The organism is Arthrobacter sp. fls2-241-R2A-200, assembly GCF_030209745.1.
Lineage (GTDB): Bacteria > Actinomycetota > Actinomycetes > Actinomycetales > Micrococcaceae > Arthrobacter.
Map to the genome: position 1 here is coordinate 1 of NZ_JARVRJ010000016.1, position 12,084 is coordinate 12,084.

13 protein-coding genes, 1 tRNA gene and 1 other RNA gene are annotated in these 12,084 nt (G+C 61.3%); 10 read left to right on the plus strand and 5 right to left on the minus strand.

Annotation, left to right across the window (positions count from 1 at the left end; genetic code table 11):
• Positions 1-454: 454 nt before the first annotated feature.
• The 6 genes from QRN42_RS15690 to QRN42_RS15715 all read left to right on the plus strand — a co-directional run bounded on the left by QRN42_RS15690 (position 455) and on the right by QRN42_RS15715 (position 3,977).
• Positions 455-874, plus strand: a complete 420-nt coding sequence (locus tag QRN42_RS15690) for a DUF3052 domain-containing protein (protein WP_284977410.1) — start codon at positions 455-457, stop codon at positions 872-874.
• Complete coding sequence (locus QRN42_RS15695; protein WP_284980084.1) at positions 871-1,362, plus strand: peroxiredoxin; 492 nt, start codon at positions 871-873, stop codon at positions 1,360-1,362. Before QRN42_RS15690 ends, QRN42_RS15695 begins: the two co-directional genes overlap by 4 nt.
• A gap of 2 nt (positions 1,363-1,364) precedes the next feature.
• Positions 1,365-2,336: an NAD-dependent protein deacetylase gene (locus QRN42_RS15700; protein WP_284980085.1), complete on the plus strand. Its 972-nt coding sequence runs from the start codon at positions 1,365-1,367 to the stop codon at positions 2,334-2,336.
• Between the two features lie 79 nt (positions 2,337-2,415).
• Positions 2,416-2,491 (plus strand) — tRNA-Val (locus QRN42_RS15705).
• 159 nt (positions 2,492-2,650) lie between these two features.
• Positions 2,651-2,941, plus strand: a complete 291-nt coding sequence (locus QRN42_RS15710) for a hypothetical protein (RefSeq protein WP_284980086.1) — start codon at positions 2,651-2,653, stop codon at positions 2,939-2,941.
• A 241-nt stretch (positions 2,942-3,182) separates the two neighbouring features.
• Positions 3,183-3,977 carry an IclR family transcriptional regulator gene (locus QRN42_RS15715; RefSeq protein WP_284980087.1) on the plus strand — a complete coding sequence of 265 codons (795 nt, stop codon included), beginning with the start codon at positions 3,183-3,185 and terminating at the stop codon, positions 3,975-3,977.
• Here the strand turns inward: QRN42_RS15715 and QRN42_RS15720 are convergent.
• Positions 3,937-4,710, minus strand: coding sequence for a FadR/GntR family transcriptional regulator (locus tag QRN42_RS15720; protein WP_284980088.1), 774 nt, complete (start codon positions 4,708-4,710; stop codon positions 3,937-3,939). The two genes, QRN42_RS15715 and QRN42_RS15720, sit on opposite strands and share 41 nt — an antisense overlap.
• A 182-nt stretch (positions 4,711-4,892) precedes the next feature.
• On the opposite strand from QRN42_RS15720, the gene gnd reads away from it, so the two are divergent.
• On the plus strand, positions 4,893-6,329 hold the full coding sequence (gnd, locus tag QRN42_RS15725) for an NADP-dependent phosphogluconate dehydrogenase (RefSeq protein WP_284980089.1): 1,437 nt from the start codon (positions 4,893-4,895) through the stop codon (positions 6,327-6,329).
• Between the two features lie 84 nt (positions 6,330-6,413).
• Here gnd and epsC read toward each other — a convergent pair whose 3' ends face one another.
• The 3 genes from epsC to msrA all read right to left on the minus strand — a co-directional run bounded on the left by epsC (position 6,414) and on the right by msrA (position 8,566).
• Positions 6,414-6,998 (minus strand): serine O-acetyltransferase EpsC, encoded by a 585-nt coding sequence (epsC, locus tag QRN42_RS15730; protein WP_284977403.1) that lies wholly within the window; start codon positions 6,996-6,998, stop codon positions 6,414-6,416.
• Positions 6,999-7,039: 41 nt separating this feature from the next.
• The gene (cysK, locus tag QRN42_RS15735; RefSeq protein ID WP_284980090.1) at positions 7,040-7,975 is read right to left on the minus strand and encodes a cysteine synthase A; all 936 of its coding nucleotides are present in this window, start codon (positions 7,973-7,975) and stop codon (positions 7,040-7,042) included.
• A 66-nt stretch (positions 7,976-8,041) separates the two neighbouring features.
• A complete protein-coding gene (gene msrA / locus QRN42_RS15740) occupies positions 8,042-8,566 on the minus strand; it encodes a peptide-methionine (S)-S-oxide reductase MsrA (RefSeq protein ID WP_284977401.1) in 525 nt (174 codons plus the stop codon).
• Between the two features lie 134 nt (positions 8,567-8,700).
• Here msrA and QRN42_RS15745 point away from each other — a divergent pair, with 134 nt between their 5' ends.
• Together QRN42_RS15745 and QRN42_RS15750 are read left to right on the plus strand one after the other, a co-directional pair.
• A complete protein-coding gene (locus QRN42_RS15745; protein WP_284980091.1) occupies positions 8,701-9,606 on the plus strand; it encodes a Nif3-like dinuclear metal center hexameric protein in 906 nt (301 codons plus the stop codon).
• Between the two features lie 88 nt (positions 9,607-9,694).
• Entirely contained in the window at positions 9,695-10,432 is a 738-nt protein-coding gene (locus QRN42_RS15750) for a zinc ribbon domain-containing protein (protein WP_284980092.1), read from the plus strand.
• A gap of 16 nt (positions 10,433-10,448) precedes the next feature.
• Here the strand turns inward: QRN42_RS15750 and QRN42_RS15755 are convergent, their stop codons facing one another.
• Entirely contained in the window at positions 10,449-11,213 is a 765-nt protein-coding gene (locus QRN42_RS15755; RefSeq protein ID WP_284980093.1) for a YaaA family protein, read from the minus strand.
• Positions 11,214-11,292: 79 nt separating this feature from the next.
• Here QRN42_RS15755 and rnpB point away from each other — a divergent pair.
• An RNA gene (gene rnpB, locus QRN42_RS15760) (RNase P RNA component class A) lies at positions 11,293-11,682 on the plus strand.
• The last annotated feature ends 402 nt before the right edge of the window (positions 11,683-12,084 follow it).

The following is a 12,084-nucleotide window of genomic DNA, read 5'->3' on the forward strand; positions in this document are numbered from 1 at the left end:
CAGTCAACCCGCTGAGGATGTCTGAGGTCTCTTCTCCTACAGCCACGTCCAACCTTCCTTTTGGCGCATGCATCGGCGCCTCAGGTCCGGCAGGGTAACTGCCCATCGTGAATGCGTCGTGTGCGACGTTACAGTTTCAACAGCCCGGTCGGATGCGCCGGACAGGTCTTCTGAGCGTATGGCTACCAGTAGAATTTCTTGGGGCGGTCGCCCCGGAGCCATAGCGCTCATGGCCACTCTAGCTTTCACTTCGCCGGGATGCGTAGCCGCCGGGGTCCGGGAGCGTTGTATGTCACATATCTGCAGGACACCGTGACGGAAAGCACCTCGACGCCGCGGCGTGGAATCGCACCCCGAAGTGCGGAATATGGCCCGCGGCAGGGACAATGGCTTGAAGCACACGCCCAAAGGGTGTTGGCTGTTGGTAATGGAAGTCACTTCAAAAGGAGGAAACGTGAGCGAGGCCGACGCCGCCACATCGGTAAATGTGGCGGAAAGAATGGGTTTCAAAGACGGGGATCTGATTCAGGAACGCGGCTACGACGACGACGTCGATTTCGACTTGCGTGACGACATCGAAGATGTCACTGGCTCTGAACTATTGGATGAAGATGATCACGACGTCGTTGACGCCGTCATCTTTTGGTGGCGGGACGGCGATGGAGACCTCGTTGATGCGTTGGTCGATTCGCTCACCACGCTCAAGGAAGGCGGAGTCGTCTGGGTCCTCACCCCCAAGTCCGGCCGGGATAACTACGTTTCCCCCGCTGACATACAGGATGCTGCCCCCACCTCCGGTCTTCACCTGACCACCTCGGCAGGGGTGTCGAAAGACTGGAGCGCCACGCGTCTGGTGGCCAAGAAGAACAAGTGACGGACCTTCAGCAGGCCGCCCTGGCTGTGCCGCGAGTCGGCGAAGCGGCACCTGATTTTGAACTGACGAACCAATACGGCGAGCCCGTCCGGTTGTCCGACTACCGTGGCCGCAATGTGGTGATTGTTTTCTATCCCTTTGCTTTCTCAGGTATTTGTACCGGGGAGCTGTGTGAGCTTCGGGACAACCTTGCTGATTTTGAGGACGCCAACGCAACCGTGCTTGCCGTTTCCGTGGACAGCAAATTTACGCTCAGGGCCTACGCGGAGCAGGAAAATTACGGCTTTGACCTTCTGGCCGATTTTTGGCCCCACGGGGCAGTGGCGCAGCGGTACGGCGTGTTTGATGCCGCCAGTGGGATGGCATTGCGCGGAACGTTCATCATCGATGCCGGCGGAGCTATCCGGCACGTGATGGTCAATCCGCGTGGAAAAGCGCGTGATCTGGGCGAGTATCGGCGGGCACTGTCCGCCTTGGCCCAACGGTAAGTATGGGCACAACGGGAGCGGGCCAGGGCACGCCTGGGGTAGGGATGACCGGGTTCGCCAGCCTGCCGCCCGCGGCCCCTGAGGTGCTCGACCCCCGGGAACTTGAAGGATTGCAAGCTGCAGTTGGTGTTTTGGCTCACCGGCGGCTTGCAGTTCTCACGGGTGCGGGCCTCAGCACGGATTCCGGCATCCCCGATTACCGAGGTCCTGGATCCGCTCCCCGCAATCCCATGACGTATCAGGAATTTGTGGGAGACGTCGCAAACAGGCGCAGGTATTGGGCGCGTAACCACATCGGGTGGTCCCATTTACGGCACGCAGATCCCAACGCGGGGCACTTCGCCGTCGCGGCAATGGAACGCCGAGGGCTATTAACGGGTCTTATTACGCAAAACGTGGACCGGCTCCACGAGGACGCCGGAAGCGTCAATGTTGTTGACTTGCATGGGCGGTTCGACCAGGTGGTATGCCTTGAAAATGGCCACACATTCACCAGGGGTCTCATTGCCGCCATCCTTGAGGAAATCAATCCCGGATTCCTCGAAGCGGCCTTGGCCTCCAATGTGGTGGAGATGGCTCCTGACGCCGATGCCACTGTTGAGGACCCCGAACTCATCACCTCCTTCGCCATGGCTGTTTGTCCCATCTGCGGCGGCACTCTCAAACCCGACTTTGTCTACTTCGGCGAGAACGTTCCCAAGGATCGCGTGGTCCGGGCGTATGCGATGGTGGATGAGGCGCAGGCCCTCTTGGTGGCTGGTTCATCCCTGACTGTGCAGAGCGGGTTGAGGTTTGTCCGTCACGCCGCGAAGGCAGGGAAGCCCGTAGTAATCATCAACCGTGGCGCTACCCGCGGTGATGCGTTTGCGACCCTGAAGTTGGAGGCCGGGGTCAGCGGTGCGCTGGACTACCTTGCCCGTGAGCTTCCTGGTCTTGCCGAGCCATATCCGCCGATTGGTATTTCTTCCGATTGATCATGTAGAGTCATTGTTCGTTGGTCGACGCGCTGAAGTAACTGCAACGCATTGTGGAAGCGCTGAGATCACCGGTTTAGGGTCTTTAGCTCAGCTGGTAGAGCGCCACGTTTACACCGTGGATGTCATCGGTTCGATCCCGGTAGGACCCACCATGAATCCCCGTCACATCAGGCCTGAGGCCGATGTGGCGGGGATTTTTTTGTTGCCGGTATTTTTCGTATTAGTCCCGGATTCGGTCTGTCGATTCGCTCTTGGTCGACGGCCCCGGCCTTTGGCTGGAATGTCAGTGCCTACCCGTAGCGTCATGGTTCATGGAGCATGTTTTTATCCGCGGGAGTGAGCCCGGTACCGCTGCGGTGGTGGTAAGGGGCGATCGCGAGTGGCGCATTGTTGTTGAACCGGTCCGCTGGTTTGAGCGGGTTCCGTGGTGGGAGGACAGGAGACGGATGCCACGTGGCCAAGGCCGCGTGGATGTCGAGGTGCTGCAGGTGCAGGTCCGGTTGGGAAACAGCAGCCGGTCCAGCATCGCTACCTGGGAACTGGTGCGGGACGGCGAAGGCGGCGGGTGGCGGATCAGGGGCGAGCAGGTCGCAGCAGCCTGATGACGGCGATGAAATGGATGAGCTCTCCACCGCGACTATTGGGGGATGCCGCGGTGGAGAGCTCGAAGTTGAATATACAGCGAACCTTTGGGTTTGGAAAGCCGCGTGGCGTGAAGGCCCGTTGGACCTCTCGGGAAACGCTGGGGACGCCCTTCGGAATCCCTCGATCCCACTACGATGGGTAAATGTTCAGCAGGATGAACAGACGCTTTCCGAGGACTTGCGAGGAATGAGGATGCCCATGCCAGATTCCCATGCCGTCCGTTCCCCTGGGCTGGGGTCGTCGTCGCCAGCGCCTGCGGTTACCAGGGCAGCTGCCGTTTTGGAGGCACTTGCGAACTCGTACACGGGGCGGCTGACCTTGAGTGATTTGTCGCGCGAGCTCGGCATCCCGAAATCGTCGACATCCAACCTGCTTCTCGCGCTCGAGGAAGCGCGCTTGATCACGAGGCAGGGCGCGGATTTCACGTTGGGTCGAAAGCTCGTTGAACTGGGAGCTGCGTACCTGAGCCGCCTCGATGAGGTGCAGGAGTTCTATAAGTACTGTGAACAAGCGCCAACACTGTCAGGCGAAACAGTGCGGATCGCAATGCTCGACGGCGATCATGTGATTTATCTTGCCCGTTATGAGGGCCATCCGGCTGTCCGGCTGACATCGAACATCGGCGACAAGATGCCAGTCTCGCTGTGCGGTGTGGGGAAGGCCCTGCTGGCCCAGCTGCGCGACCACGACATCGAAGCCATGTTCCCCGACGGCATGGAGCTTCCCGTCATGACCACTAACTCCCTCCGCACGGCCGAGGAGTTGAAGGCGCAAGTAGCCGTGATCCGAAAGCAAGGTTTCGCTTTCGAAGACGAAGAATCCACCTTGGGGGTAGTTTGCTTGGCTGTTCCCGTCCCGACCCGCGGCGCCCATGGACCAAGCCTCGGGTTGTCCGTAACGGCACTGAAGGCTACCTATTCCCAAGAGCAGGGCGCGCAGATGGTTAAGGAACTCAAGGAATTGGCGCGTTCCTTGGGAAACCCGATGGGCTGATGCTGCCGTTCACAACTACGGGCACAAAGACCCGCGGCTGATCGCTCCAACTCGGCTCCAACTCGGCGATGGTTTGGCGCATGATCTTGTCCGCGGCGTCCCGCGCCAGCGCACCATCACCGGCGTCGATTGCGTGGGCAACGTCCATGTGCCACTGCAGCGCTTGTTTCTGGGGATGCTCGGGCATGAGTCCGTGGACCGTCCGCCCGGTCAGCGTTTCGGTGACCTGACCTATCAGGTTCGCGAACATCTCGTTGCCTGAGCCGGAGAGCACAAGAGCGTGGAAACGGATGTCGAGGTCCAGGAACCGGGGAACGTCACCGGCGTCTCCTGCTTCTTTCATCGCTTCCGAGATGGCTACCAGTTCCTGCCGGAGGCTCGCTGGCGCGTTGCTGGCGGCCAACTCGGCGGCTGTGGGTTCGACGGCGGAACGCAGCTCCGCGAGCGAGCGCAGTTGGGAGCCGCGGCCATCGCCGGCCAAGCGCCACCTGATGACCATCGGATCGAAGGGGTTCCAGCGATGTGCCGGCAAAACCCGGATGCCTACCCGCTTGATCGTCTCCACCAATCCCAAGGACTGAAGCACCCGCACTGCTTCCCGGACTACCGAACGGGAAACATTCAGTTCTTCTTCGAGGTGTTCTGCCAACATGACGTGGCCGGTCGGAAGGGTGCCATCGACAATCCGGGTTCCCAAATGCTCAATGGCGCGGTGGTGGAGGCTGGTGGACATAGAGGCAAGCATAGTGGCGGCAGGGCAGCGTCATAGACTGTTTATGACGCGGAGCCTTCCAGAACGTGGGCGCCGCTTCCTCACCCGAATGTAATTACGTATGGTTTATTACAGCCCCTGGTTACGAATTCGCTTCCTGCGTGCCCGCAGGACTGTATGCACACGAACGAATTGGAGTTTTGATGTCAGCACACATCGGTGTCACCGGCCTTGCGGTAATGGGTGCCAATCTTGCCCGCAACCTCGCCCGCAACGGCTTCACCGTGGCTCTTCACAACCGCTCCGTGGAAAAGACCGACGCGTTGCTGGAAAAGCACGGGACAGAAGGAGACTTCATCCGCACGGAAACGCTGCAGGAACTGGTCGACTCACTCGAAAAGCCCCGCCGCGTCCTCATCATGGTCAAGGCGGGCGCTCCTGTTGACAACGTCATCGAGCAGCTCGAACCGCTGCTCGAAGCCGGGGACATCATCATCGACGCCGGCAACTCGCACTACGAGGACACTCGCCGCCGTGAAGCGGCCTTGGCCAAGAAGGACCTGCACTTCGTGGGCGTTGGCGTGTCCGGCGGCGAAGAAGGCGCGCTGAATGGCCCTTCGATCATGCCCGGTGGTTCCAAGGAGTCGTACGACGCCCTCGGCCCGCTGCTGGAAAAGATTTCGGCCAAGGTCGACGGCGAACCCTGCTGCGCGTGGATCGGTACCGACGGTGCCGGCCACTTTGTGAAGATGGTGCACAACGGCATCGAATATGCCGACATGCAGGTCATCGGTGAAGCCTTCGACCTCCTCCGTTCGGGTGCAGGCATTGAGCCTGCCGAACAGTCAAAGATCTTCACTGAGTGGAACAAGGGCGATCTGTCCTCCTTCCTCATCGAGATCTCAGCTGAGGTCCTGGGCCACGTTGATGCCAAGACCGGTAAGCCGTTCGTTGATGTCGTCGTCGACGCCGCTGGCCAGAAGGGCACCGGACGCTGGACCGTTATCTCCGCCTTGGAGCTCGGCTCGCCGGTGTCCGGCATCGCCGAGTCCGTATTTGCCCGTGCGCTGTCCTCGCAGGCAGAGCAGCGCAAGCTCGGCCAGGAATTGCTGGCCGGAGAAGAAGCTTCCGTGGAAATCCCCGAGACGTTCGTGGAGGATGTACGCCAGGCTCTCTATGCCTCCAAGCTCGTTTCCTACGCACAGGGCCTGGACATGCTGACCTCCGCTGCCAAGGAGTACGGCTGGGACCTCAAGCTGGACCAGATCGCATCGCTGTGGCGTGCGGGCTGCATCATCCGTGCAGAGCTGCTCAAGGACATTACCAAGGCCTACGCAGCCGAGGAGAAGCCCGCCAACCTGCTCTTCGCCCCGGCCTTCACCAAGGCCATCGCAGAGGCCCTTCCGGCCTGGCGTCGGGTTGTAGCTACGGCGGTCCAGCTCGGTATTCCGGTTCCGGTATTTTCCTCGTCGTTGGCCTACTACGACGGCCTGCGCCGCAAGCGCGTTGCCGCTGCCCTGATCCAGGGCCAGCGCGACCTCTTCGGTGCACACACCTACGGCCGCGTGGACACCGAGGGCACGTTCCACACCCTGTGGGGCGAAGACAAGTCCGAGATCTCGGCCGTGGACACCCACTAGCCAGCCCTGACGCAGGAAGCGCCCCGGTTCAGTGAACCGGGGCGCTTCCTGCGTTTAAGGGAAACAAAGAAAATCCAAGCGCAGCTAAATCCGATATTCGATGTAGTACTCCGCCGGGTCAACCGCTGGTTTGGTTTCCGATCGCGCATCGCGGTGGCGCCAGGTGGCGGGAATGCCGGTGATGATTGACTCCGGCGGTGCGTCTTTGACGACGACGGCGTTGGCACCGACCGCGCTGTCAGCGCCGATGGTGATGGGTCCAAGAACTTTGGCACCGGCGCCGATGGTCACGCGATCGCCGATAGTGGGGTGGCGTTTGACCTTGGCCAATGAACGTCCGCCCAGTGTTACGCCGTGATAAATCATGACGTCCTCACCAATTTCGGCGGTCTCGCCGATCACCACTCCCATGCCATGGTCAATGAAGAAGCGCCGCCCGATGGTTGCACCGGGATGGATCTCGATGCCGGTCATGAACCGCGCCAACTGGGAGATCAAGCGGGCGGGGAACCGCAGGGCAGGGTTCTGCCACAGCCGGTGGGTCAGGCGGTGAGCCCAGATGGCGTGAAGCCCGGAGTAGGCAAAAAAGTTCTCGAAAGAGCCTCGCGCCGCCGGGTCGTGGGACCGGGCGGCGTCGAGGTCTTCCTTAAGCCTTGCGAAGAAGCTCACAAAGACCTTTCTACAGGAAATGAAGATGTGCGGGCGAAGTGTTAGCCGCGGATATCGTCAAACAGCACGGTCGAGATGTAGCGCTCTCCGAAGTCGCAGACGACGGCGACAATCAACTTGCCCGCGTTCTCAGGTCGCTTGGCGAGTTCCAGGGCGCCCCACACAATGGCGCCGGAGGAGATGCCGCCGAGGATGCCTTCACGCGCGCCGAGTTCACGGGCCACACGGACCGAATCTTCGAGCGTGGCGTCCAGGACTTCGTCGTACACGTTGGTGTCCAGGATTTCCGGCACAAAGTTGGCACCGAGGCCCTGGATCTTGTGCGGGCCCGGGGCGCCACCGTTGAGGATAGCGGAGTCCTTGGGCTCAACGGCAACGATTTGGACGCCGGGCTTGCGTTCCTTGAGGACTTGGCCGACGCCGGTGATGGTACCGCCCGTGCCAACGCCTGAGACGAAGATGTCTACGTCCCCATCGGTATCGGCCCAGATTTCCTCAGCGGTGGTGTCGCGGTGGACCTGCGGGTTGGCTTCATTGGCGAACTGCTGCGCCCAAATGGAGTTCTCCGTGGTGGCCACGATCTCCTGCGCCTTTTCCACAGCGCCGCGCATGCCTTCGGAGCCGGGGGTCAGGACGATTTCCGCACCGTAAGCCCGGAGCATCACGCGGCGTTCCGTGGACATGGTCTCGGGCATGGTCAGGATGACCTTGTAACCGCGGGCTGCGCCTACCAAGGCCAACGCGATGCCGGTGTTGCCGGAGGTGCCCTCAACAATGGTTCCACCGGGCTTCAAAGCGCCGGACTTCTCCGCGGCGTCAATGATGGCAACGCCGATGCGGTCCTTGACGCTGTTGGCCGGGTTGTAAAATTCGAGCTTGACTGCCACGGTGGCATCGAGCCCCTCAGTAAGCCGGTTCAAACGGACCAGCGGAGTGCGGCCGACCAGCTGAGTGACGTCGTCGTAGATCCGTGCCATGAAAATTATGCCTATCTCTCAAGAGGGAATGCTGAGGTCAGCCTAGCCAGCCCGAACGAAACCCTGCTAAGCCGTAAGCCACGCGGAGTAATATTTCCGGGCCTTGGCCAACTTCGGGTTGATGATCACTTGGCAGTAGCCCTGGTACGGATACTTTCCGTAATAGTTCTGGTGCACTTCCTCGGCTTCGAAGAATTCCGGCAGGCGCGCGACTTCCGTGACGATCGGATCCGACCATAACGCCTGGGCCCGCTCTATCGCTTCCTCGAACAGGATCTTTTCCTCTGTCGTGGAATAGAACATGGATGACCGGTATTGGGTTCCTACGTCATAGCCCTGGCGGTTCAACGTGGTGGGGTCGTGAAGGGCGAAGAACATGTCCAGGATGATTTCTTCCGGAACCACGGACTCGTCGAAAGTTACGGCAACGACTTCGGCATGGCCGGTCGTTCCGGAACACACCTCGTAGTAGTCGGGATTGCGGACGTGGCCGCCGGTATAGCCGGAGACTACTGAGCTGACGCCGCGGGTCTTCTGGTAAACAGCATCGAGGCACCAGAAGCAGCCGCCGCCAAGTACGAAAGTTTTCATGTTCTCTTCAATGGATGGGAGGGGCTGATGATTCCCGCAACACCTTACGGGACAATAACGGTGCCCGGCAGATACCGCCGAAAGTAAAGCCTGCCGATCCGGCTGAGTACGGGTGAGTAGGTAACAATAGGACTATGGAAGCCGTAAATACCCCCATAACTGATGCGGATTCCGGTGACGATGCCGGGGAAGCCATCGGGGACCCAACGCTCGGACAAGTTCTACTGGCTGTGGAGGAGCTCTGGCCGGAGTCCTTGGCCGAGGACTGGGACGAGGTAGGCCTGGTGGTCGGTCATCCCGCCGTTCCGGTGGAGAAGATCATGTTTGCCGTCGATCCCACGCTGGCCGTGATCGATGAAGCCATCGAGTGGGGGGCCCAACTGCTCATTACGCATCACCCTTTACTCCTCAAAGGCGTCAATTCAGTAGCTGCGACGTCCGCGAAGGGCCTGGCCGTCCATCGGCTTATTGAGGCCGGGGCCGCGCTGCTGACCGTCCACACCAACGGAGATTCGGCAGTCGGTGGCGTCTCGGACGTCTTGGCTGACGCCCTCGGGTTGGAAAACGTCTCGCCCCTTACGGTTGCCGCCAACGGATTACCCGAAGAAGGCATCGGCCGGGTCGGTGACCTCTCGGACATCATGACGCTGGGTGATTTTGCGGCCCGCGTTTTTGAAATGCTTCCCGCGGTCGCAGGCGGGGTGCGGGTGGCCGGCGACAAGGACGGGTTGGTCAAGCGGGTCGCGGTCTGCGGTGGTGCAGGCGACAGCTTGTTCGGTGCCGTCCGGGCGAACCACGCCGACGTGTACGTCACGGCAGACATGCGGCACCACCCGGCGTCCGAAGCCCGTGAGGGCACGCCCAATGGACGGCCCTACCTGATCGACGTGTCGCACTTCGCCAGTGAGTGGTTGTGGCTTTCCCCCGCTGCCGAGGCACTTGGTAACGTACTCGCGGACCAGGGGTACGACGTCGAAATCCGTGTCAGTACCACCAACAGCGATCCTTGGGACTTCATACTCACTCCCGCCGGGGACTAGAGTCTAGAAGGATACGGACAATCCCGGCAGCGCCGGGCGTCCGGCCGGGCTTGATTGGCAGGACCGGTGGGGACAAACGGAGGTAAGCGTGGCGAAGGCAGCACCGGCGGAACAATTGAAATTGCTTGAACTGCAGGGGCTGGATGCCAAGCTGAAATCGCTGGCCGGCAAGCGGAAGGTGCTGGAGACGGATCCGCGGATCACGGATCTCACGGATGCGCTCAGGGTCGCAAACGGCGAGCTGGGAGCAGCAAAGGTTGCAGTGCACGACGCCGAGGCCGAACTCCGTCGCGCCGAGGCCGACGTCGAACAGGTAGCCACGCGTATTGAACGCGACGAAGCGCGGTTGAACAGCGGCACCGGACTCTCCAAAGACCTCGTCGCGCTGCAGAGTGACATCGCGTCACTGAACAAGCGGCGCTCGGACCTGGAGGATGTGGAGCTGGAGATACTCGAGCGGTTGGACGCATTGCGGGAGCGCCAAGCTGCGCAGCAGGCGATCGTCGATGACATCCAGGGTTCGTTTGGCAGCATTCGGGCTGAGCTCGATGAGGCGATCGCCGAGATCGCGGCCGAAGAAGCGGTGGTGCGCGGGCAACGAGCCGCCTTCTCCGATTCCCTTGACCAGGCGATGGTCGCTGTTTACGAGAAGACAATCGCCAAGCGGGGAGTAGGTGCGGCGCGCCTCTTCCACGGCAAGTCCGAGGGGTCGGGCATGATGCTGAGCCCCGGTGACCTGGCCGAGGTCAGGGCAGCGGCGGACGATGAGATTGTTTTCTGCCCGGATTCCGGATGCATCCTTGTACGTTCGGCGGAATGGAACTGACCCACCCCGCTGGGAATTAGCTGGAGAGAATGATGTTCAGCGCGTGTGGTTTACGCGCCGTTCCGATTTCAAGTTCCGCGGTCCAAATTTCCCGGGCTGCCTTGGCCAACTGATCCGGGGTGGCCGGTGCCTTGCCGCGCCTGGTCAAGAGGTGGCGGGCCAGCTCGCCGCGGGTGTGCTTGGCGAAGTGGCTGACCACCGTTCGCTTGCCACGTGCCTCAGTGAACACGTTGACATTGACCGTCTGCGCTGGCGGCGGAGCCCAAGCAGCGGCATATGTGCTGGAACGGCAATCCACCACCAATTCACCTTCCGCGCGCTTGGCGAGGGCGGCGTTGAGGTGCGGCTTCCAGAACGAGGCGAGGCGTCCGACGTCGGGCAGTGCGGTTCCCATGGAAAGCCGGTAGGCGGGCACGTGGTCGCCAAAGCCGATAGCGCCCCACAACGCCGAAATGACCAGCACTGAGTCGATCGCTTTGCGGCGCTGCGTCGGGGTCATGCTCTTGAAACCGAGGGCGTCGTACAGCACCCCCGAATACACTTGATGCGCAGGAGCTGCCGGCTCGGCATGCAGGCGGGTATTGCGTTCGACGTCGTCCCGCAGCGAAGCGCCCACCCCCAGCAACGCGAGGGCGTCCTGGTGCGAGCTGACTGTCCCGAGGGATTCCAGCACTTTTGCGCGGCAAGGATTCAGTTCCGGGAAGCTGAGGGACTCCCAGTCGACGGCGGGGCCCTTCACCGCGGGGGTCTTGCCTTCAGATGGCGGCAGCAGAATCAGCACCAGACGATACTAGCCGGATTTACCGGTGGCCCTCGCTGAGAATTCGGCCGGGCAAGACGCCGGTAGACTGGAGCGCGGATGGGTTGACCAGGCGGTCGCGCGCCACGGAAGTGGCTCGAGGAACGTCCGGGCTCCACAGGGCAGGGTGGTGGGTAACGCCCACTCGGGGTGACCCGCAGGCCAGTGCCACAGAGAACAGACCGCCCGCCTCATCGGTGCCCGCACCGTGAACGGCAGGTAAGGGTGAAACGGTGGTGTAAGAGACCACCAGCTCCCTGGGTGACCGGGGAGGCTAGGTAAACCCCACCCGGAGCAAGGCCAGACAGGACACGTTTGAGGGCTGCCCGCCCGAGTGTCCGGGTAGGCTGCTGGAGGGCGTCGGCAACGGCGTTCGTAGATGGATGGCCGCCACTCCCGTTCCGGCAACGGATCGGGATGACAGAACCCGGCGTATCGGTCAACCCATCCATTTATTACCGCGCACTTTCCCGCCCACATCAGACCCGTGTGAGTGATTTCACGCTTGCCGGCAGATAGCTGGCAGCGTCCTCCCCGTAGAATGGTTCCTGAACGTGGAAGTTCTGCCGCCGGGACTGCGTTCGCAGCCGACGGATTTTTCTTTGTTCTCGTTCAAGGTGCTGTGGGCGGACCGAAGCCCGGCCAGTGCCAGTGCCGCAGGATTACTCCGGGCGGCCGCCATCTGCATACGAGGACGTATGTAGTTGACCCAAGGAAGGTAGTTCTGTGAGCCAGACGTCAGATTCTTGTCTTGATAAGTGGATGGGCCGGGAGGCTCTCGCCGAGGCGATGATTCCAGTGATCGGCCGGTTGTACAGGGAAAACAACGTGGTGACCAGCATCCACGGCCGCA